The 21,702-nt window shown below is 69.2% G+C and carries 14 protein-coding genes; 2 read left to right on the top strand and 12 right to left on the bottom strand.

Annotated features, from left to right (window positions below; genetic code table 11):
• Positions 1–36 precede the first annotated feature (36 nt).
• Positions 37–474: a hypothetical protein gene (locus CMC5_RS05635; RefSeq protein ID WP_050429449.1), complete on the top strand. Its 438-nt coding sequence runs from the start codon at positions 37–39 to the stop codon at positions 472–474.
• Between the two features lie 51 nt (positions 475–525).
• On the top strand, positions 526–4,650 hold the full coding sequence (locus tag CMC5_RS05630) for a PAAR-like domain-containing protein (RefSeq protein WP_050429448.1): 4,125 nt from the start codon (positions 526–528) through the stop codon (positions 4,648–4,650).
• 11 nt (positions 4,651–4,661) lie between these two features.
• Here CMC5_RS05630 and CMC5_RS05625 read toward each other — a convergent pair whose 3' ends face one another.
• The 12 genes from CMC5_RS05625 to CMC5_RS05570 all read right to left on the bottom strand — a co-directional run bounded on the left by CMC5_RS05625 (position 4,662) and on the right by CMC5_RS05570 (position 21,702).
• Positions 4,662–5,696 carry a hypothetical protein gene (locus tag CMC5_RS05625; RefSeq protein WP_050429447.1) on the bottom strand — a complete coding sequence of 345 codons (1,035 nt, stop codon included), beginning with the start codon at positions 5,694–5,696 and terminating at the stop codon, positions 4,662–4,664.
• 18 nt (positions 5,697–5,714) lie between these two features.
• Positions 5,715–6,269, bottom strand: coding sequence for a hypothetical protein (locus tag CMC5_RS05620; protein WP_050429446.1), 555 nt, complete (start codon positions 6,267–6,269; stop codon positions 5,715–5,717).
• Positions 6,269–9,097, bottom strand: a complete 2,829-nt coding sequence (locus CMC5_RS05615) for a type VI secretion system Vgr family protein (protein WP_050429445.1) — start codon at positions 9,095–9,097, stop codon at positions 6,269–6,271. The genes CMC5_RS05620 and CMC5_RS05615 overlap by 1 nt, the downstream gene beginning before the upstream one ends.
• 12 nt (positions 9,098–9,109) lie before the next feature.
• Positions 9,110–11,365, bottom strand: a complete 2,256-nt coding sequence (locus CMC5_RS05610; protein ID WP_050429444.1) for a type VI secretion system Vgr family protein — start codon at positions 11,363–11,365, stop codon at positions 9,110–9,112.
• Between the two features lie 22 nt (positions 11,366–11,387).
• The gene (locus CMC5_RS05605) at positions 11,388–13,610 is read right to left on the bottom strand and encodes a type VI secretion system Vgr family protein (RefSeq protein WP_050429443.1); all 2,223 of its coding nucleotides are present in this window, start codon (positions 13,608–13,610) and stop codon (positions 11,388–11,390) included.
• 95 nt (positions 13,611–13,705) lie between these two features.
• Positions 13,706–14,488, bottom strand: coding sequence for a hypothetical protein (locus CMC5_RS44005; protein WP_156338238.1), 783 nt, complete (start codon positions 14,486–14,488; stop codon positions 13,706–13,708).
• An 818-nt stretch (positions 14,489–15,306) separates the two neighbouring features.
• Positions 15,307–16,218, bottom strand: coding sequence for a DNA-methyltransferase (locus CMC5_RS05595; RefSeq protein WP_050429441.1), 912 nt, complete (start codon positions 16,216–16,218; stop codon positions 15,307–15,309).
• Entirely contained in the window at positions 16,215–17,183 is a 969-nt protein-coding gene (locus CMC5_RS05590; RefSeq protein WP_063796216.1) for a penicillin-insensitive murein endopeptidase, read from the bottom strand. Before CMC5_RS05590 ends, CMC5_RS05595 begins: the two co-directional genes overlap by 4 nt.
• Positions 17,177–19,894 carry a 1-acyl-sn-glycerol-3-phosphate acyltransferase gene (locus tag CMC5_RS05585; protein WP_050429440.1) on the bottom strand — a complete coding sequence of 906 codons (2,718 nt, stop codon included), beginning with the start codon at positions 19,892–19,894 and terminating at the stop codon, positions 17,177–17,179. The genes CMC5_RS05590 and CMC5_RS05585 overlap by 7 nt, the downstream gene beginning before the upstream one ends.
• 113 nt (positions 19,895–20,007) lie before the next feature.
• Entirely contained in the window at positions 20,008–20,832 is an 825-nt protein-coding gene (locus tag CMC5_RS05580) for a hypothetical protein (RefSeq protein WP_050429439.1), read from the bottom strand.
• The gene (locus CMC5_RS05575) at positions 20,829–21,233 is read right to left on the bottom strand and encodes a sigma factor-like helix-turn-helix DNA-binding protein (protein ID WP_082362263.1); all 405 of its coding nucleotides are present in this window, start codon (positions 21,231–21,233) and stop codon (positions 20,829–20,831) included. The genes CMC5_RS05580 and CMC5_RS05575 overlap by 4 nt, the downstream gene beginning before the upstream one ends.
• Entirely contained in the window at positions 21,205–21,702 is a 498-nt protein-coding gene (locus CMC5_RS05570; protein ID WP_050429438.1) for an HD domain-containing protein, read from the bottom strand. The genes CMC5_RS05575 and CMC5_RS05570 overlap by 29 nt, the downstream gene beginning before the upstream one ends.

Raw genomic sequence — 21,702 nt, 5'->3', positions numbered from 1 at the left:
CCACAGCGCCAGCGAGCCCGATGATACCCTCGGCCCATGGCTCCTCGCGCGGACCTCGCCGGCGACGTGAAGGCCTACGCCGCCCTCGCCGTGGCGCTCGCGAGCCCGTCCGCGAACCGAGCGGCCATCCTGTCGGCCCATGGCCTCGACGAAGCCGGCTGGGAGGCACTCGACGACGCCTGGCAAGCGCGCATCGCCGAAGAAGACGAAGAAGACGAAGCCGGCATCCCCCGCCTCATGGCCGCCTACGCCGACGCCTTCGTCCAGGCCCAGCGCGCTCGCGCGAAGACCGTACTCTCCTTCGAACGCTTCATCGAGGTCGCCCGGGTCCTGCAACGGACCGACGACGCCCCGAAAGCCCTCGCGCGGATGGGCCTCACCCTCGCCGACGTCATGGCCAGCCAGCACCACTGGACGGCCCGGATGATGGAAGACGACGCCCTGGCCACGCAGTTCCGCCACGCGATGCGCTGAGCGAGCGGGAATTGCCGACCCCTCGGCGCGCATGAGACCATCGACCACGCCATGGGCAAGGTCACCGCTTACTATCTCGACACGATCACCGACCGCTCCGGCCACACCATGGCCGGCTTCGCCGTCAGCGTGTGCCTCACCCCGGCAGCCCCCGCGCCCTTACCGATCCCCTACCCCACCTTCGGCAACACCGCCGAAGGGATCACCGACCCCTGCATGCGGACCAAGATCGAAGGAGCACCGATCTTGACCGTGGGCGGGTGCATGAAGACCTGCCACGGAAACGAGCCAGGCACGCTCCGCGAGGTGGTCAGCCTGAACATCACCGGCCCCTGCTTTCCCTGGCTGGGCGCCCCCTTGATCCTCATCGAGCTGGGCATGGCGGGGATCACCGGCTCCCTCGGACAGATGAACAAGGGCCTCACCTTCGGCCTGGGCGCCAAGGCCTCGGGCGCAAGCGGCGCAGGCGGCGCAGGCGGCGGCCCCTCGGGCCCTGGCGCGGGAGGCCCCGGCGCGGGTGGACCGAATGGACCAGGCAACGGCGGCGGAGGCGGAGGCGGCAGCAACGACGGCGCCGCCCCACCGAGCCCACCCGCCCCTCCAGGCGCCGAGGGTCAAGCCAGCGCCGGCCACCCCGTCGACGTGATCACCGGGACCCTCTTCACCCCCCCCTGCGTCGACTTCACCCTCCCCGGCTTCCTGTGGGTCCGCTGGATCCGCAGCTACCGCACCTCCGCCGTACGCCAGCGCTGCGGCCTGGGCTGGGGGTGGTCGCACAACCTGGCCTGGCGCGGCGAGCGCCACGGCGAAACGTTCACGCTCATCGACGACCGCGGCAGCGAGACCACGCTCGTCTTGCCGACGGGTGACGAAACGCTCTTGCTCCCCCACGGCCGCAAGCTCCACGCCGAGGGAGACGCCATCGTCGTGGACCTCGACGACGGCCTGCTGCGCGTCCTGCGCCCCTCCCCCGGGGGAACGAACTACGCGCTGGTCGCGCTGCGGGACGCCCACGGCAACCACGCTGCACTGCGCTGGGAAAACGAAGAGATCGTCGAGATCGTCGACTCCGTGGGGCGCCGGGCCACGCTGACGCGGGACGGCGCGCTCCGGACCTGGGAACTCCACCTGCTCGACGACGAGGGCGAACCGCAGCAGAAGCTGCTGGTCGCCTACGAGCTGGACGAGCGCGGCGACCTCGTCCAGGTCATCGACGCCGGCGGCGTCTCGACCCGCTACGAGTACGACGAAGACCACTACCTGCTCGCCGAGCACCGCCCCGACGGCATCGTCTTCCGCTTCGTCCACGCCGAGTTCCACGGAGAAAAGCGCTGCGTCGAGACCTGGGGAGAGCGCCCCGGAGGCGACCTCCTCGCCGAGCTCGGCGCCGTCACCGAGGACGCGAAGGCGAAGCCGCGCGGCATCTTCCACACCCGCCTGACCTATGGCCCGGGCCGACGAGAAGCCACGGTGACCGACGGTGCAGGCAGCGTGCACCGCTACGCAGGCAACGACCTCGGCCTCGTGGAGCGCTACATCGATCCACGCGGCAACGCGACCCTCTTCCGTTACGACGCCCTCGGCCGCGTCGTCTCCATGTCGGACGGCTCCCTCGGCGCCACCCGGCGCCAGGTCGACGCCTCCGGACGGATCGCCTCGATCACCCTCGCCGATGGCGCCACGCTTCGCTTCCAGCACGACGACGAGACCGGCCTCCGGACCCTGATCAGACCCGACGGCACGCGCGCCTCCGTGCGGCTCGTACGAGGCAAGGTGGTCGAGCGCCTCGACGAGCAGGGCCGGAAGACCCTCGCGACGTACGACGCCCGCGGCAAGAACACGGCGATCACCTGGCCCGACGGTGGCCAGGACCTGCTCGAGTACGACACCCACGGCAACCTCGCGAAGTACACGACGGCCCGCGGCGCCGTGTACCGCTACGCCTTCGACTTCCTGGGTCAACCCATCTCCCTGGAGACACCGACCGGCGCGACCTACCACCTCGACTACGACTCCCGCGGCGACCTCGTCGCACTCACGGGCCCAGGCGGGCAGCGGTCCGCCTTCCTGCCCGACCGGATGCGGCGCACCGAGCTGCAGCAGCACACCGGCGGCGGCGAGCAGCGCAACCGCTGGGTGGCCGACGCGCTGGTCGAGCAGACCAAGGCCGACGGCAGCCGCTACCGGATGGGGTACGACGCGCTCCTGCGCCTCCAGTGGATCGAGAACCCCGCCGGCGAGCGGTTCACGGTCCGCCACGACGGCGCTGGCAACCCCATCCGCCAGCAGACGTTCGCGGGACTGACCTACGGCTTCGAGTACGACGGCGCCGACCGGCTCGCGCTGGTCCTGAACCCGGAAGAGAAGCGCCTCGTCGAGCGCAGGGACGCACAAGGACGCATCCTCACCCGAGAGCACAGCGGCAGGACGAGCGCGCGCTTCGCCTACGACGAGGCAGGGCGGATGCTCTCCGCCGAAGCGGGCATCGCGCGCGTGGAGTACGGCTACGACGAGTCGGGACGCCTCGTGCGCGAGCAGCAAGCAGCCGGCGGGTTCCGCTTCGAAGTCCGCTACCAGTACGGACCGGACGGGCGCATCGCCGAACGGAGCTACTCGTCAGGCTGGCACGTACGCTACGGCGCCGAGAAGGACGGCGAGTCCATCGCCATCACCTCCTCGCTCGGGAACGAGACCCTGCACATCGAGCGCGACCTGGAAGGACGAGAACTCCTGCGTCGCCGCGAGACCGACGGCCTGGCCCTCCGCACGCAGCGCAACGTGCTGGGATTCCCCGAGCACGTGGTGGTCGAGGACGCAGACGGCGCCTCCCTCCGGGTGCGCTCGTTCCGCTGGGACGCGCGGGGCCCCGTCGCCGCGGTCACCGACACGGCCGCCGGGATGCGGTCCTACGAGCTGGACGTCTTCGGGCGCCCCGTCAGCGCCCAGGGACTCGGCACGAACGAGCGCTTCCGGTATTCGCCGCACGGCACCGCGCTGCCCGAGGGTGCCACCTGGTCCCTTGGGGCAGGCGGTCGTCCCACGCACGTCGGCGAGGTGCTGCTGCGCTGGGACCGGTGCGGGCGGCTCGTCGAGCGACGCGCCCCGGACCCGCAGCACTCGTGGCGCTACGGCTACGACGACGACGACCGCCTCGTGGAGGCCGTGCGCGGCGACGGCGTACGCGTGCAGTACCTCTACGATGCCTTCGGCAGGCGCCTCGCCGAGACCGTCGGAGGCGCCACGACCTGGTTCGGCTGGGATGGAAACGCCCCCGTCGAGGAGCAGACGAGCACCGGGGGAAAGGTGCTGCGCGTGTTCCACGACGATGGCCACACGCCGCTCGTCGAGGGAAGCGAAGGCCAGGGTCTCCGCCTGGTGGCAGCCGATGCAGCAGGAACCCCGTACCTCTACTTGGGGAACGAGGGCGAGACCGCTGAACTCGATCTCTCGACCTGGGGCGAGGTCGCCCGCACCCAGGGCGACGTCGGCGCGCTGCGCTTCGCCGGCCAGCGCGCCGACGCCACGACGGGCCTGCACTACAACCGCAACCGCTACTACGCCCCGGACCTTCACGTCTTCCTGACCCCCGACCCGCTCGGGATGCTCGGCTCGGTCCAGGACGTGGGCTTCGTCCCGAACCCGACGCTCTACATCGACCCGCTGGGTCTGCTGACGATCATCACCGCGTCGAACGATCCGGCCCTGATCAACGCCTACTACGGCAACTACGCCTCGCAGTATCCCGGCGCCACGATCCTGACGCCCTCCCAGGTGACCCCTGGCAGCCTCGCCGGCGAGACCGAGGTGATGATCGACACGCATGGCGTGCCCGGCCAGATCGAGTGGGCGGGACAGGACATCAGCGGGACGGAGCTGGGAGACCGCCTGAACGCCGCCGGGTTCAACGGCAGCGCCCCCGGCGCTCGGGTCGACGTCATCGCCTGCAACAGCGCAACGAAACCGCGAGGAGGCCAGAGCGTCTCGCAAGCAGTGGCGAACCGGACGGGTGCCACGACCTCCGGTGGGCGCGCCCTGTTCAACAGCAGCTTCCTCGGCAACCAGGGCTGGTCGGGCCTGGTGAGCGGCATGCCTTCGGGCACCCCCCCCTCGGGGCTGCGCGTGAACGGCTTCGGGAGCTGGGTCAACGGGATCCAGCCCCAGCCCGGAACGCCGTGATCACCGCGCGCTCAGGGCTCGGGCCGCACCGCGACGAGAAGCTCCGGGTCCTCGATCCAGGCCGCGAAATACGGGTACCTCCGGCCCGCCCGGACCATCGCCACGAGGAAGGGACGATCGCAGACGAAGTGGCGCCCCCGAGGCCCTCCACGCGGCGCCACGATGACCCCCGCCGACCGCAGGATCGCCCCCTTCTCATCGAGCCGGAAGCGGATTCGCTGCTTGGCTTCCTCGATGACGTGCTCCTGGTCCAGGACCTTCCGTTGACCGATCTCCGCGTAGTTGCGGAGGACATCCACATCGATCATCGGAATCTTCACCACGTCCCGCTTCCCCAGCGCCACCTCGCCGCGCAGACGTGACCAGAGGCCTGGCTTGTGGTTCGCGCGGGCGAGCGCTTCGTCCACCATGGCAAGAAGGCTGGGCTCTCTCGGGATGCAGGCCACGATCAACCGGTCCGCTTCCGCGTCCGTGATCAGCTCCAGCACGAAAGACCCCCCCTCGCTCACGTGATGCACCACGACCTGCGCCGCACGCTTCGCGCGGAGCGGATCCTCCTGCGCCCCCCACACCCCGAAACAAGCGACCCTCTCCCCCCCGTGGAACACGATCCCGAGCTTCCGCTCGACCTCGAACGGAGTCCGGAAGGCGAGGTCCTTCGACAGGTAGGCGTAAGCCAGGATGGCAGAAGGCTCGAGGCGACCAGGAAGCATGAAGTCATCCCGGTCGCCGAAGGTCTGACGGAGCGCCCGCTCGACCTCACGGAGAAAGCCAGGACCGACCCCACCGCGCGCGACGTAAGACCCCACATCGAGGTCGTCCGCCGTCGGCCCCTCGCGCTCCAGCGCGACCGCGAGCAAAGGATCCCCTTGCAAGCGGATGGCCCCACCGAGCGCCGCACGCAGCTCGTTCCACGCGAGCTGAAACGTGGAGCAAAAAAGCAAATTGCTCCCGGCGCTGAGCGGCTCGTCGAGACGCGCCGTGACCTGGGTGCGCACGAGGGAGCGGCCATCGAGCGCGGTGATGGTGGACGGCGAAGAGGACATCCATCGTCTCCCGTGACGTCAGTTCAAGCGGAGCAAGCGCCCCACGATGCGGAACAGCCCGCGCGAGGCAGCGCTGATCCGGCTGCCCACCACCTCGATGTCGCCGTCTTCCCGGATGCGCAGCGCACCTCGACCCGAGCGCAACACCACCTCATTGTCCCCCTCGATGTGTACCGTCCCAGCGCGCAGATGAAGCTCTCGCGGACGGCGCGTCTGCAGCACCCCCACGACGAGCGGCGCGATCCCCGGGCCCACCTCCACGAGCACCGAGTCGCCATTCACGAGCGCATCCTGCACGAGCTCGACCTCCACCTCCGGCGCAATGTCAGCCTCCAGCGGCCCCGCTTCACCCCGCAACGAGAGCGAGGCCACGCGACCCGTGACCTGCAGAAGCCGCGCGACCCGGACACCGACCGGTGCGGCCACCAAGGCCACCGGCGGGGAGGCCTCCGCCGGGAGCGGCACATCACTCAGCAACTCCTCGATCGACACCTGGGAAGCTCTCGGGGACTCGACCTCCTCCAGGGCAGCTCCCACCGTCGTCACCGCGTCCGCTCGTCCATGCTCGGCCATCAGAGCTCCGTCACCTTCTTCGGTAGCTGGATCTTCGGCGCCAGAAAGACCACGAGCGGAGACGTGATCGAGATCCCTTCCTCCGCGATGACGACCTCGCTCGCGCCACACTTGAACGTGATCGCCCCCTTCGCTTCGATCTTGTGGAAAGCCCCCACGAACGTCGCAGGCCCCCCCGCCTCGATGACCTGCGACCCGCTCAGCTTGTCGATGATCGCGCCCCCCACCATGGTCGTCTTCGAGCCCCCCACCGTCTCACTCTCGCCCGCCTTGCTGAGGACGATCAGGCCGAGCGCTTTCTCGTCCTTCGAGCCCCCCACCGTCTCGGCATAGTCACCGATGGCGAGTTGAAGCGTCCCGACGCCCACGTCCTGCGACCTGGAAGCCCCCACATTGGTGTCGATGTCCTGAATCGCCGCGAGGATCTTCATCGACCCGACCGACTCCTCGTGGGTCCCCACGACGCGGGCCGTGGCGCGCCCCGGCCCCTTCTCCCGATCGGTGGCATCGATCCCGGCGACGTCTCCTTCCGGCCCCCCCTGATTCGCCATCGAGGAGCCACCACCACCACCCCCATCGACGCCGAGCGCGCTGGCGAGCGCCTGGTGAGCGGCGCCGACCCCTTGACCGATGGCCTGATGCATCGCCCCTCGGGCAGCGCCAGCCGCCATCGCCGTCAGCGCGTTCGCCTGGCCGGCAGCACCGTTCGCTGCCGTGGTCAGCCCTCCGAGGGCATCGCCACCGCCCCCGCCGCCCACGCCGCCTCCTCCACCGCCTCCCCCTCCCCGCCCCGCGGCGCTCCCTCGACCTCCGAGCGCTGCAGCAAACTCACCTGCCCCCGGCAGTCGGCTCGCCCCCGCGACCATCGCCCCCATGCCGCTCAGATCGCCATCCCCCACCGCCTTCATCGCATCCGAAATGCCCTGCACCTGGTCGTTGAGGGCGTTGATCGGTCCCATGACCTGGTTCACGGCACCGTCCACGTTCGCCTGGATCGCCGCGACGGCGTTGTCCGCGAGGGACTGAGCGAACTGCTCTGCCGCCTGCGCCGCGAGAGCGAGCAGCGCCTCCAGCGGGTTCCCATCCATCTCGAACTGGTTGCCCCCCACCGTGGTGGTCGCGTTGCCATGCACGGTCGTGGCGCTCACGGCATTCACCTCGACCTTGCGATCGCCCCCCACCGTGACCACCTGGTTGGCGCCGATGGTGATCTGCTCGCCCTTCGTGATCTTCGTGGTCTGCTCTCCCCCGACCTGGAGCGAGGCGTTGTTGCCGATCACCGTGGTCTCGTTGTTCCCGACGCGCCTCTTCGCGTTGTTCGCGGCGGCGACCTTCATGTCCCGCTGCGCGTGCATCATGATCTCCTCTGCGCCCGCCTTGTCCTCGAAGCGGATCTCGTTGGCGCCACCTCCGCCCGGCGTGCTCGCCGAGCGCAGCGCCGTGCGGGTCTTCCCCTCGGGGAGCGCGTACGGAGGCATGAACACCCCGTTGTAAAGCCGACCGGTGATGATCGGCCGATCGGGGTCCCCTTCGAGGAACTCGACGATCACCTCCCAGTCGACCCGAGGCAGAACGAGCGACCCCGAGGTCTGGAGCTGCATGACCCGCATCCAGCAGGACGCGCGCTCATCCTGGATGCCACTGCGGTCCCAGTGGAACCGCACCTTGCAGCGCCCTTGCTTGTCGGTATGGATGCTCTCCGGCGCTGCCCCCTCGGGGGCGACGACCGTCGCGGTCTGTGGGCCGGCGATGACGGGGATCGGCGTGCGACGCGGCGGCCGAAACGGGATGGCTTCCGGGAGCAAGCGAGCGCGGGCCAGGTAGCTGGCCTTGCCAGCGCCCTCGCCGACGCCGCCATCGAACGTGTGCGTGACCGAGACCGTGAAGTAGCTCCCGTCGAGCTCCCCGGCGTCGATCACCCGCAAGCGATGACCCGCCACGAGGCGAGCACACACCGCATCGACCTCGAGGCCCTGCGACGCCACCTGCTCCGCCTCGAGCCGGATGCGGGCGAGCCGCTCTCCCTGCTCCGGCGAGGAGTAGCCACCAGGGTAGTCGTACACGGCGAGCTCCGGGGACTCCTTGGCCGCCGCGGTCACCGTCAGGTCGAGCTTGGGGTGCTCGAAGTCGAAGTCGCGCAGCACCACCTTGCCCGAGCGAACGCGACGCTTCGGCCGGAGGGCATAGATGGCATCCTCGGCCTCCAGCAAGGCCGTGCGGGGACGAGCCGCGAGCGCCGGATCACCCGCCATGAACGGCGCCGTCTCGCTGTCGTCACACAGCACGATCGTCTCGGCACCTTCCGCGTCCGGTTCGCTCTGGAGGTGAATCCCTTCGTGCTCACAGAGCCTCGAGACGAAATCGAGGGCGCTCTCCTGGTACTGCACGCAGTACTCGCGCGGCTCGTACGTGTCGACGAGGCGCTGCTCCACCCGGGTGACGCCATGCTCCGAGAGCACCTGCGTGACGATCTCCGGAACCGAGAGGTGCTGGAAGATGCGCGAGTCCACACTGCGCGCCAGCAAGCAGAGGACGGAGACGAGGCGCAGGCGATAGTGCGTGGGTCGGGCGCCGAGACCACGCTCCGTCCCCCCGACGATCGTGGCGCTCTCGATGATGCCCGGGAAGGTACGGGACTCCTCGCCCAGCACGCCGAAGCGCAGGGCGCCAGCTCGACCGACCAGCGCATCCAGCTCGACGACCCCTTCGAGGATGGCCTCGACCTGGACCTCGGGTGGGCGCCCGCTCTCGTGCGTCGCGACGAACCGCGCGACGTGAAACGTCGCGATGTCGGGGAGGATGAGCTCTGCCTGGAACTGTCTCGCCATGCGCCCCTCGCCTCAGTTGTCGATGACCACGATCGACAGGTCGGTCACCTCGCCGTCGAGCTTCGCGGACAGGCCGAGCACCGCCACGCTGGCGGGCGTGAGCGACAGGACCGACGCCCCCATGACCAGCGTGAGCAACCCACTCGCTTCGAAGGTGACGTTGCCCCCGGCCTTGACGATCTGCGCGCCGACCGCCAGCTCGGTGAAGGTCCCTCCGGACTGCTCCACGCGGTCGGCGCTACCGACATGCGCCACCGCCCCCACGGCCTTGACGTCCAGCGACCCACCGACGTCCACGCCCCGCCCCGACCTCGTAGCGATCAGCTTCGCAAGGCCGATCGCCTCGCTGCGATCGCCACCGACGTTGACGGTGCGCGTCCCCACGGCCAGCTCGACGAGGGCGGTGCCGACCGTGTGATCGAGGGACGCCAGCGTCTCGTGGGAGACCGCGCCCACCACCAGCTCGATGTGGTTGCTCCCCGTCTCGGTCGTGCTGCTGCCGCCGACACTGACCCGGTGGTCGCCACCGACCTTGAGATCACGGTTACCACCGATGGTGAGGGTGTGGTCCCCCATGACCTCGTCGACGTGGAACGTCTCGATGTTGATCGACTGGTCTCCACCGATCTCGATGCTCTGGTTGGCGCCGATCGCGGAGGTCAGGCTGTTGGTCACGCTCTCGGTCTGGTTGCCGCCGACCGTCTTCTTGTGGTCGTTGGCGACCGACTCCGTGGCGTTGTTCTTGACGTCGGTCGACATGTCACGCGAGCCACCGAGGAACATCTCCTCGGCCCCCTTGGTGTCGGACATGCGCAGCTCGTTCGCGCTGCCGCCTCCAGGGCTGGTCGCCGTCTGCAGCGCACTCTTCGCGGCCCCCCCCGGCAAGGCGTACGGAGGCGGCGTGAGGGCGTTGTACATCCGGCCCATGACCATCGGGCGGTCCGGATCCCCCCCTTCGTGCCGCACCGCCACCTCCCACCCCACCCGCGGCAGCAGCATCGACCCGCCCAGCGTGAGCTGACTCGTGCGGATCCAGCGGCTCGCGTTCTCGTCCTTCTGGCCCGATCGATCCCAGTGGAACGACGCCTTCACCTGCGCCGAACCGTCGGTGTGGATCTCCTCGCCACCCGCTCCACACACGACGGCCGTCTGCGCGCCCGGCAGCGCTGCACTCCGGAGCCGACGCGGAGGCCGGTAGCGCGTGGTCTTCGTGGGGACGCCCCAGAAGGCGCAGGCGTACGTCGGCTTGCGGCCTACATGCGCCTGAAAGGAGCTGGGATCCGTGCCCGTGATGCGAGAACGGGTGACCATCAGTTCCTGGTTGAGGGGCTCGTACGGGTGCCCTTCCAGGGTGAAGCGCAAGCCGGGAGCGAGCGCGAGCGAGCCCGTCTCTCCCTGGATGACGTCCCGCTCCGCCTGCACCGACTCGAGCAGCACCTGGGTGCGACGCTCGACCTCCGCGTCGTCCGTGCTGCGCGCGGGGTACTCGTAGATCTCGAGCGTGTGCGGCCCCTCGTCGGTCCCCTCCGCCTTGCCCTCCACCGTGAACGAGGGACGCTCGGGATCGTAGTCACGCAAGTACGCCTTGTCGCTGCGGACCGCGGCCGTCTGGGAGACGTGAACGACACGGTCCGCCCCCCCCTCGAAACCGAAGTCCTCGAAGAAGGTGAGCGTCGTGGCGCCCGCGATCTCGCCCATCCCGTCCGGGTGATCGCAGAACGCGATCGTCTCGCCCCCATCGCCCGGCCGGACCGCGTAGTAGATGCCCTCCTCGAAGAGGATCCGCTGGATGAAATCGAGATCCGTCTCACGGTACTGGACGGTGTAGGGGCGCACGGGGTGCGACTCCACGAGAAGCCAGTGTTGCCGACCGGCAGGGACACCCGCTTCGATGAGCACCTCCTTCACCAGATCCGGACCACTCTTGTCCTGGAAGATGCGGCAGTCGGCGCGCAGGCCGGGCCGGAAGAGCAGCGGCTCGACACGCAGGCGTAAAGCAGGAACATCGTCCTCGTCCGGCGCGAGCTCGGCCTCGACGATGGTGCCGTCGAAGGCGCGCTCCTGCGCCCCATCGCTGCGCGAGAGGGTCAGGCGCGCGCGTCGCCCGATGACCTCCTCCGGCAGCGGAAGCGGAGCGTCGTCGTCATACACCTCGCAGGCGGCGAAGCCGGGCTCGGCGAGGGCCTCGACCAGCTCGTAGGCGAGCACCCGGTACGATTTGCCCTCCACAGCGAGGGTCGAGAGAACGCGGACGTGCGGATCGCTCATGCTCGGGACCCTTCTCCTCTGCTCAACCGAGCTTCATCGAGGCGCTCATCTTCACGACGAGCGCGGACTTGACCTCTATCTTTGGTGCGCTCAGCACCACCGGCCCCCCACCGAGCTTGAACTCACTGTCCCCCGCCCGGAGCGAGCCGACAGCCCCCAGCAAGGTGATCATCGGCGCATTGACCACAAGATCGCCACCCAGCTTGCGGTAGTGCAAACCGCCGACGAGGTTCGTCACGGAGCCGCCCGCCGTGGCCTCCATGGGCCCCTTGGTGAGGTGCAGCTTGCCGGCCATGTACGTCTCCTGCTTGTCGGCGCTCACCTGCTCGCCATGGCTGCCATTCACGAGCTGGATCTTCACGGCACCCACCGTCTCGTCGAGCGAGCCGACGACATTGTCCTGGATCGAACCGATCGTCCCCTGGAGCTCGAGCGAGCCGACGTCACGCGTGAAGTTGCCCTGCACCGACTGGGTTAGCCCGTTGCAGATCGTGATCCAGTTGCCTCCCACCGAATGAGCCCGGTCTCCGCCGATCTTCTCGATGAAGTTCGCCGTGGCGTTGCTCGTGTCGTTGCCACCGATGGTGATGTCCTGGTTGGCGCCGATGTTCTGGGAGCGGACAGCGCCGACGTCGACGCGCTGGTTGCCTCCCACCTGCACCGAGTCATCCACCTTCACGCTGCGACTGCCGTTGACGGCGATGGAGCGCTCTTCATCGGCGCCGACGTCTTCGACTTTGTCGTTGCGGATGATGACGTTGAGATCCTTCTGCGCATGGACGCCGACGCCCTGACCCCCGGCGCTGTCGCCCATCTTGATCTCGTTGTACCCACCGCCTCCTGGCGACGACATGCTCTTCAGCGCGCTCGTCGTCTTCGCGCCGGGCAAAGCGTACGGTGGCGATTTCTCCACGTTGTACACGCGGCCGAGCGCGAGAGGCCGGTCTGGATCACCATCGAGAAACGCCACGGCCACCTCCCAGCCGACGCGCGGCAGGCTCATCGAGCCTCCCAGCGCCACCTGGGCCATGCGCAGCCAGCAGCTCGCGGTGTGGTCCTGTTGCCCCACCCGATCCCAGAAGAAGCGTACCTTGATGCGGCCGTACTCGTCGACGTGGAGCGCCTGCTCCTGCGCACTGGAGCCCGTGACGACGGCGGTCTGCACGCCGAGGATCCTGGGTTTGCGCGCGCGGCGCGGTGGGCCATAGGCCACGGCGCGGGGGATGCCCTCGAACTCGTTGCGGAGGGCGACGTTCTCTTCTCCACCGACGAGCGTCTGACTCCCCCGGGTCGTCAGGTGGGTGACGACATACTCGCCATCGAGCCCGGGCTCCGCGGCCCCCTCGACGGTGAAGGGAGCCCCCACCGACAGGCCCGTCGCGCCGCTCTCTCCCTCACAGGTCTCCGCGTCGCGGCGCAGCTCCCGCAGCCTGACCTCCGCGAGCCGCGAGCCCACGGCGCCCTGGGTGAAGCCGCCGGGGTATTCGAAGTAGGACATCGCCACCACGTCCTGGCCAGCTAACTGCCCCTCGGGAGGAACGGCAGGGCGCTGGAAATCATGGTCGCGCAGGTGCACGTCACTCGTGCGGAGAGCGCGTGTCCTCGAGAAGCGGGCGAGAGGCTCGACGCCTGGAAGGTCCAGACCTTGCGCCAGGCCAAGGTGAACGGGAGCGTCCCCTTCAAAGGCGCTCGCATCGTCACCGAGCACCATCGTGTGCCCGTCGGGTCCCTGCCGGAAGAAGTAGAAGATGCCGTTGTCTTCCAGGAGACGCGACACGAAGTTCAGGTGCGACTCGTTGTACTGGACGATGAACTCGCGCGGCTCGTACTCGCGGGCGATGTTCCAGGTGACCTTGGCGCCGAACCCTGCCTCCTCGAAGAGGGTCTGGACCACCTGGACGATGGTCTTCTCCTGGAAGATCCTGCAGCCTTCACGGTGCTCGAGCGCAGCGAGCGCGGGCCGAAGTCGTAGCTCGAACTGGCGCTCCTCGGCGACGACGCGCGTGAACCGCGCTCGGTCGACGATGCCATCGAAGAAGCGTGTCTCCCCCGACGCGGCCGTGACGAGCAGACAGACGCGCGTGCGCAGACACGCCCCCGCCCGGAACGAGGTATCGCGCGTGCTGAAGACGACGGTGACGGCGTAGGGCTCGGAGATGGCTTCGTGGGCCTCGAAATGCGCCGCGACGGCGTCCCCCGGGAGCGCGTCGCCTTCCAGCGTGAAGATGGCGTTCGACGCAGACATGCTGGGATCCTATCGGTTCTCGCTCCCCACAGGGAGTCTCCGTCGTGCCCGCCGAACCGAGGCATCGAGGGCGCACTGCACGCCGTCAGGACGCCTCAACGACCTCCCTGGCGGACCTGCGCGGTCCAGTAGGCGTGGATGCGCCGGTAGTGCTCTTGCCACGTGGCGTACGCGCGCGCATCGGCCTGGAGCCGCGCTTTCCATGCGGTATCGACGGCAGCCCGGCGCGCCGGTTCGTGCAGACCGTAGCGCTGGAAGGTGGCCTCGACCGCGCCAGGAAAGACGGCGAGCTCGGCGCAGAGGGCGGCGTACTGGTAGATGTCGAGGTCTGCCCCCTGGGCCCTCGGTGGTGGTGGAGGCGGCGTCGCTGCCGGCGCGGGCGCTGGGAGAGGCGCTGGGACCGCGCCACGAGGAGATGCCGTGGCAGATCGAGCATTGGGAGCCGGAGCCCGTGGAGGCGCTTCCGCAACCGCTGGCCGGGAGGCGGCGGCCTGAAAGGGAAGAGGGTCTCCTGAGGGAGCGAGCGCTCCCACGGTGGTCTTGTTGAGCGGGTCTTCCTTGAGCTGACTGGATGCCGCGGTCTGAGCCGGTTGCACCTGGCGGAACGGGAGCGGCGCGTTCGACGCTGCGGCAGGATCACCCGGGCTGGTCCTGCCCACGGCAGCGCCCGCCGAACCCGAGCGAGGCGCAAGAAACGGCAGGATGTGCTCGGCCGTGAGACCAGCACCGACGATCGTGCGAGCGAGAGGATCATCGTCGTCCGCTGCGGACTTCTGCAGCGGAACGAGAGGGCTCGGGGCGGGTCCTGGCGGTGGCTTCGAAGAGATCGACTGGGCTGAAGCGCGCGCAGGCTTGAAGGGCAGCGCTTCCGTTTCCATACGCAGGGCACCGACGACCGTATCCGAGAGAGGGTCTTCCGCGGGGCGGGCCCCTCCAGGCGCCTCGAGGGCCGTGGCAAGCCTCTGCAGGGGAAGGAGAGGGCTCGGGCCAGGTCCCGGCGGTGGGGTCGAGGAGATCGACTGGGCTGAAGCGCGCGCAGGCTTGAAGGGCAGCGCTTCCGTGCCCATGCGCAGGGCGCCGACGACCGTGTGAGAAAGGGGATCTCCTGCGGGGACGGACGCATTGCGCACGCCTTCGGGCGCCGTGACGACGGGCGCTTGCGCAACAGGCGCTTGCGCGACGGGCGCTTGCACAGCGAGAGGCGAAGCGACGGGAGGAGCGCCGACGCGGGGCTGCGTGGCGAGGGGTGAAAGGCGGGCAACCGCCGGGCGGGGAGCAGCACGTGGGGTCTCGTCCGCGGTCTCGCTCTGCTCGAGGAGCGCTTCGACGCGGTAGGCATCGAGCAGCGCATGGTATCGCTCGTGTAATGAGCGCTTGCTGCGCGAAGCTTCGCGGGCCATTCGCGCAAGCCACGTGGTCTGCGCTTGCGTCAGGGTCTTCCGCGAGATCCCAGCCTCGGCGAGGACACGCTTGCGCGGGACGCCAGCCTGGATTCGCGCGTTGATCCGCGCCAGGGTCTCGAGGTTCAGCGCAGGTTCGCTTGACACGGGCGGCAACGCCGAGCGTAACGGAGGTTCGACGCCACCTGCAACGTGCCCCGATGCGACGCCCCGCGACCGTTCCAGCCCGAGTGGATGCCGCGGGGACCAGCGTCACCTTCGGACAGGAGCGCTGGAGGAGCCCGCGTGTCCGGTGTCTAGCCAGGGCACGGCACGATCTCCACCGGCACGCTCTCCCGCGACAGCCGCGCGCGCGTGGTCTCGAAGGCCAGCTCGCCGCGATCACCGCCCACGAAACGTCGCCCGAGCCGCGCCGCGGCCACGAGGCTCGTCCCGCTCCCGCACATCAGATCGGCCACCACCTGTCCCGGGTGACTGGTCGCGCGGATGATCCGCTCCAGGAGCTTTTCTGGCTTCTGCGTCGGGTAGCCCGTCGCCTCGCGACGCAGCGGCGTGTTCGCCACCATCGCCGGGATGTCGGTCCACACGCTCCCCATGCGCCGTCCTTCATCCGCGTAGTAGCGGTAGGCCTTCCCGTTGATCACGCGCTCTCGGTAACGACGTCCTGCCTCGTCTTCATGGTGAAAGTGCATGGCCAAGCTGGTCGCCGCATAAGGCTCACGCAGCGCAGGATCATCGGCATTGTAGATGACCAGGCCGCGCTCCTTGGGTGAGCGCGCATAGAGCAGCAGGGTCTGGTGGGTGATGGCAAAACCCCGCGCCCCCCGGCTGCCGTTGCCAGGCGCCCAGATCACCTCTCCCAGGCAAGCTCCTCGCCCGAACAGACGGTCGCAAAGGCCTTTCGCCTCGTGCACGGCGCGGTGGTCGAGGTGGAGCCAGAGTGTCGCGTGGGTGGCCATGCGCTCACGGATCGCCGCGAGACGCGGCTCCAGCATCGAGAGCAACGCGTCGGCGCCGGAGGGGTCGTCGTAGGCGCTGGGGCCGCTCCTGGCAGACTTCCGACCTCGGCTCTGCCCGCCTTCGCTCCGCGCGCTCATGGTCGTACCCAGGCCGTAGGGAGGATCGAGGTAGACGAGATCGAAGCGCAGGTCCGGAGGGAGCGCGGCGCACACGGAGAGTGCGTCGCCATGAGCGAGGAGGTTGCTCACGGGGCAGCGCCGGAACGAGTCGATGCAGCACTGCCCCCTGCACCGGGTGAAGCCGGCGGAGCGGGGGTCATGGGCGATGCTGAAGGCAGAGCGGTCTCCTCCGAGCCAAGGTTCGGGAACGGGAAGAGGTCCTCCAGCATCGCCAGGCCCAGCTCCTCGTCGGGTGGCGGCGCCAGGACCGGGAATGGCGAGAGCCAGGACCACTGCGGGCCGCCGCCTTCACAGCCGGCAACCGCGTCCTCGGGCGTACACGCGATGCGCAGGTGCAGATGATCATCGTGGGCAGCGCTGTCCCCGGGTTGCAGCAACACCGACTCGGCGTGCCACACGATCTCCGGGTCCTCGCCGCGGGCGCGCGCATACTCGGTGATCAAGGCCTCGAGCCAGCGCGCCACGAAGAGCCACTGCACAGCCGCTTCCGGTGACTCGACGAGGGCCCGCACGAGCAACCAGGTCCGCTCCACGTCGAGCCGATAGAACACGGTCTTACCGCCTTCCTCGACCTCGGCCAGGCCATCGCGGCCATATCGGACGAAGCCGGGAGATCGGATCGGCTTTCCTTCGGGCGTCAGCGCATGGAACAGGAGATCCACGTCACGGCCCGTGCGGTGGGAGCGGTGACCTCGGATCTGCCCGCCTCGCTCCGCCGACAGATCGCCCACGGTGAGGGGAGGAGCCCCAGGGCGGAGCCGCTCCACCTCGGCGGCTGCACGCTGGATCGCGGCCACGAGCCGCGGATGTCCCCAGCGCGCCCCCTTGCTGCGCAGCAGGACATACCCGTCCCCCTTGCGCGGGAGCTCCACGCCGTCGGTGAGCACGCCACGGTGCGGCAGGCCCACCGAGCCACGCAGTGCTGGCGCGAGAGGGGTCGGACTCGCACAACCCAGCCCCGCCGCCCCGAGCGACACGGCGCACACCAGAGGAGCGAGCCACGAAAACCCGCGCTTCGAGACGACCATCACCATCCGAGATCTCCACTGCGGCGCTGCAAGTAACCGGCGATGCGCGCCTCGATGACGGGCACGGTCTCCTCGGCTCGAAACGCGTCGGAGAGGGTGAGCTTGCCATCGTCACGCCGCAGATAGCCCTGCTCGACGAACGCGGCGAGCGCGTTCTCGATCACGGGGCGGCTCACCGCCTCGCTCCGCTCGATCTCGGCGCCGAGAAACATCTGCTCGCCGACCTGCAGCGCGCGGGTCACCAGTTCTTTCTCGGGGAGAGACTCCTGCACCAGTACCCGCGTCGCCCTGGCGGCGATGCGGTAGCCCTCCAGGAAATTGCGCAGCACCGCGGCGTAGAACCCCACCCAGCCACGCCCATCGAGCCCATCATGACCCACCCCGAAGCGTACGACGTCCGCGTCGATGGCGATCTCCCCGTCGACCATCATCGCCCGCGTCGTCTCCTCGAAGATCTGCTCGAAGGGGGCGTCGGCGCGGAACATGAACTCCAGCTTGAAGAGCCTGGACAGCCACCGCACCCGCTCCTCCAGCTCGCTCAGCGAAGGCGGTCGCCACGCCTCGCCGGACTCCGACACGGCGCCGGCGCGCAGCGCCACGCTGATCAGCGCCCGGTCGACCAGCAGGTGGACGATGATGTTCTTCGAGAGGTCGAGCAGGATGCGGCTCTCTTGAGGGACCGTGTAGATGACGTCGTCCCCGGTGTAGATGCGACCTCGCTTGCGCGCCTTGCCCGTGAGGGTGTCGCCCGGCACGTGCTGGCGCACCAGCCCACCGCGCACGTAGAGCAAGACCGCGTCACGGATGGCAAGCTCGCGCATCTCCCCCGAAGGACGCGTGAGGGACGGCGTCGTCCGGGCCCCGAGACGCTGCACCAGCGTCGTCAACCGGGCACACTGCGCGAGCAGCGCCGCATGCGGAAGGCCGCGCCGGTTGTGACAGAGCAACGCCATCGCGACGAGCGAACCAGGCGTCACCAAGGTGGCGCGGTTGATCTCGCTCATCACCCGGTGGGCGAGCCGGGTCACCAGCGCGCGCCGCTTGGCCGGTGACGCCACCTCCCCCGGGGCGAGCCCCACGGCCTCACGCAGCTCGTCGAGGGAGAGGATCTGGCCGAACGCCATGTTCGCGCGTCCGTACTTCTCCTGGAGGACACCGCCGATCTTCAGCAGCTCCCCCACGCTCTCCTTCTGCTTCACGCCGCCGGACAGCTCACGCGCGAACGACCCCTCTTCCATCATCCGCTCGTAGCCGATGCTGATCGGCACGAAGGAGATGGTGCGGTTCTCCAGACCGAGCCCTGCCTCCACCACCATGTTGAGCAGGCCGAGCTTCGGCGCCAGCACCTTGCCCGTGCGCGATCGCCCCCCCTCCAGAAAGAACTCGATGGCGTGCCCATCCCGGAGGAGGCGGCGGATGTACGCGTCCACGACCGAGGCATAGAGCCGATCCCCCTTGAAGCTCCTGCGGATGAAGAACGCGCCCGCGCGCCGGAACAGCGGCCCCAGCGGAAAGAACGCCAGGTTGTCCCCAGCAGCGATCACCGGGAGCTGGAGCGCGTGCTTGCGCAGGACCCACGACATCAGCAGGTAATCGACGTGGCTCTTGTGGCTGGGCAGAAGCACCAGCGAGCCCTTCTTCGCCGCTTCCCGCACACGCTCGATGCCCTCCTTGTCGACATCGATGCCCGTGTACACGCGGCTCGCGAGCGTGTCCGCGAGCAACTCCAGAGCACGCAGCGTCGCCGGATCGGGATCGGCCTGGAGGCTCCGGAGGGTGCGCCGCGCCTTGCGCTCCAGGAGTACCCGCCCCTCCTCGCCAGCGCCCGCAAGCTCACGGATGACCGCCTGGAGCTTGGGACTCCTGAGCACCTCTTCTCGCACCCGGTCGGCGGGCTTCTGCGCAGGCCCGACCATCGACCGCCGCTCCCGCTCCAGACGGCGAAGCAAGGCGTAGGTGAGCCTCCGTGCGAGTACCCCGTCGACGCCGCCCTCGCCCAGTTCCCTCTCCGCGGCGTCTTCATCACGCGGCTTCTGCGGCTCGGCGGTGGCCACCGCAGTCCTCGCGGCCTCCTCTTGCTCGGCGAGGAACGCGCCGAGAAACAAGGGCTCACCAGCGCGCACGACGCAGTGCTTGTAGTTGAGCAGCACCTGCGCCGCAGCGCGCAGCTCGCCTGGAAACTCGGCGGGCCCGAACAGGGTATCGGTGAACGAGATCCGCAGATTTCCAGGCCGCTGCGTCCAGAGGAAGGTCTGCGGAACGAGGGGGATGTCGAGCGCTCTGCCCGCCGCTCTGGCCTCCCGCTGGAGCGCGATGAGCGCGCGCAGGGGCGCGTCACCCTCGCTGCGACCGCGCTGGACGCTGCCAGGACGAGGCAACAACCGCTCCGGAGGGCGCTTCAAGAAGAGCACCGCGGAGTGCCCCGCCTCGAGCGCCTGACGGATGCGCTCTCCAGGCGTCGGCTGGCGGAAGCTCAGCCCAGGGGCCTGCACCCAGGCGCCGAGATCGTTCGCGAAGCCGAGGGAGGGCAGCCCGAAGCGTCGCGTGAAGGCGTGCAGTGCGAGGAGATCGACGAGCGAGACGTTGCGCAGGACGTAGACGACCGGCCCTCGCGCGACGAGCGCGCGGATCGCCTCGATCCACGCGTCGTCGACGGGAATCTGGCGGAAGACCGTGTCGTAAGCGCGGACGGCGAGCGACGCGGGGCGGAGCGGCATGTCCGAGGGAGTACCCCCTGGCGGCTCCGAGGAAAAGGGCCTCGATCGCGGCTGTGTCCGACATCGTCCCGGGTGCCCGGAACCACAGTGTCGAGGCCGTCGCTGGCGCTGGCTCAGCCGATGGACTCGAAGCCGGGCAGTGGGTCGTAGAGCTGCTCCGGATCGTCCTCTTCCCCGGGTTCCGGCAGGGCGGGAGCGTCGTCCTCCTCGTCGAGGAGACCATCGAAGGGTCCTGGCCGAGGCGCTTCTTCCGCGCTGTGGAGCAGCTCCATGCCTTCCACAGCGCCCGTCGCGAGGTACCGCTGGTACGCCTCGGGGTGCTCTCGCTCGCACAGGGACTCGACCGCGCCGACGCTCAGCCGCACGATGGGCTTGCCGTCGGTACTGCTGCGCGGACGGGAGCGCAGCTCGCGCGGCTCGTAGACGGTCAGCTCGATCGGGGCGACGTCCGCCACGTGGTAGTGCACGTAGTCACGAAATTCCCCACCCTTGTGGATGGATACCAGCTCGCGCTCCTGGGTCCATCCGAGCTCGCGCAGATGTCGCTCCAGCATCTCCTCGCTGGCGGGGAAGACATGGAGGTCGATGTCACTGCCCCGCCGCACATGCCCGGTGGACACCGAGCCGATCAGCCGTGGTGAGAACGCGGCGAGCGCGCGCATGGCCTCCAGAGCGACGATGCGCAGCGCGAAGAGGCGGCGCGTCCGGAGGCTCCCCTCGGCATGCTCGGAGAGGACGAGCACCGCATCACGGATCTCGCCGTTCGAGGGCAAGTCGGCCGGCCGGTAGCGCGTGCGCCGGCCCTCCACCCGCCCGAGGACGCGCTTGGCTGCGATGCGCTTCGCCGTGAAATACTGGTCCACGCCCTCCTCGACCATGAGGCGCGCAGCTTCGAACGTGATGCGTCCCCGGACGCCTCCGGATCGCTCTGCGCTCATGGCTCGTCGTGAGCGGGCTCGACGATCCCTTCGAGCGCCTGGCGGAGTCGATGCATGGCCCCTCCGATCAGCCGGCCGCCACGTGGTGCACCGAAGAGCCGCTTCTGCACGACCTGCTGGGTGATCCCGAGGCGACGTGCGATGTCTCCCTGAGACAGCCCCTCGAAGAAGTAAGCCTCGACGACCTCGCGCTGCTTGTCGGTCAGCGACGTCGCGACGGCGTCGCGGACAGCCATGCAGAGCCTGGCGTGCCCTGGGGGCTCGACCTCCTGGGTCCAGAGCCCGCGCTCGTCACTCCAGCGATCGATGTCGGCGCGGAGGATCTCGCGGCGCGCGCGGGGAAGCCCCAGCTCACGCTTCCGCCCCTCGCGCTCAGGCCAGCGGCTCCTTTCGCAGGTCATCGCAGGGGGCGACTTCGTCGCTGTGGGCGTGGAGGTCTCCTTCGTGGCCGTGGAAGAGAAGCTCGAGCGCTTCCTCTGGCGCCATCACCGTCGCGTGCGGCGAACGACCCGCGACGTCCCAGCGCCGCAGTCGCCGGAGATCGGCGAGGGCCTTCGTCCCCTTGAGGCGCCGGATGGTCGCGCCCGGGTCGCGCATCAAGTGCAGGTGGTGACGCACGAGCCAGACGGCCCGCGGGCAGATGATCGGGGAGAGCAGCTCGGCGCCCTCCTCGGCGTGTTCCGCTCCGGCGAACGCCTTTCCCACGTCATGGACCAGGGCGGCCAGCCACAGCACACGGTCGCTCGTCTCGCGTCGAGCATGATCGAAGACTTGCAGCGAATGGAACAGGGCGTCGCCCTCGGGGTGCCAGCGAGGATCCTGCCGGACACCGTCGAGGTCGCGCAACAGATCGAGAAGGTCCTGGAACAT

Origin of the sequence: Chondromyces crocatus (genome assembly GCF_001189295.1) — a bacterium.
GTDB classification, from domain to species: domain Bacteria; phylum Myxococcota_A; class Polyangia; order Polyangiales; family Polyangiaceae; genus Chondromyces; species Chondromyces crocatus.
The sequence above is the reverse complement of the archived record's forward strand: the minus strand, read 5'-3'. Positions and strand labels throughout refer to the sequence as shown.

Excerpts from the sequence above, each read along its gene's own strand:
- CMC5_RS05615 (WP_050429445.1), bottom strand. The coding sequence starts at position 9,097 with ATGGCGAGACAGTTCCAGGCAGAGCTCATCCTCCCCGACATCGCGACG.
- CMC5_RS05575 (WP_082362263.1), bottom strand. The coding sequence starts at position 21,233 with ATGACCTGCGAAAGGAGCCGCTGGCCTGAGCGCGAGGGGCGGAAGCGT.
- CMC5_RS05585 (WP_050429440.1), bottom strand. The coding sequence starts at position 19,894 with ATGCCGCTCCGCCCCGCGTCGCTCGCCGTCCGCGCTTACGACACGGTC.
- CMC5_RS05635 (WP_050429449.1), top strand. The coding sequence starts at position 37 with ATGGCTCCTCGCGCGGACCTCGCCGGCGACGTGAAGGCCTACGCCGCC.
- CMC5_RS05590 (WP_063796216.1), bottom strand. The coding sequence starts at position 17,183 with ATGGTGATGGTCGTCTCGAAGCGCGGGTTTTCGTGGCTCGCTCCTCTG.
- CMC5_RS05605 (WP_050429443.1), bottom strand. The coding sequence starts at position 13,610 with ATGTCTGCGTCGAACGCCATCTTCACGCTGGAAGGCGACGCGCTCCCG.
- CMC5_RS44005 (WP_156338238.1), bottom strand. The coding sequence starts at position 14,488 with ATGGAAACGGAAGCGCTGCCCTTCAAGCCTGCGCGCGCTTCAGCCCAG.
- CMC5_RS05570 (WP_050429438.1), bottom strand. The coding sequence starts at position 21,702 with ATGTTCCAGGACCTTCTCGATCTGTTGCGCGACCTCGACGGTGTCCGG.
- CMC5_RS05630 (WP_050429448.1), top strand. The coding sequence starts at position 526 with ATGGGCAAGGTCACCGCTTACTATCTCGACACGATCACCGACCGCTCC.
- CMC5_RS05580 (WP_050429439.1), bottom strand. The coding sequence starts at position 20,832 with ATGAGCGCAGAGCGATCCGGAGGCGTCCGGGGACGCATCACGTTCGAA.
- CMC5_RS05610 (WP_050429444.1), bottom strand. The coding sequence starts at position 11,365 with ATGAGCGATCCGCACGTCCGCGTTCTCTCGACCCTCGCTGTGGAGGGC.
- CMC5_RS05625 (WP_050429447.1), bottom strand. The coding sequence starts at position 5,696 with ATGTCCTCTTCGCCGTCCACCATCACCGCGCTCGATGGCCGCTCCCTC.
- CMC5_RS05620 (WP_050429446.1), bottom strand. The coding sequence starts at position 6,269 with ATGGCCGAGCATGGACGAGCGGACGCGGTGACGACGGTGGGAGCTGCC.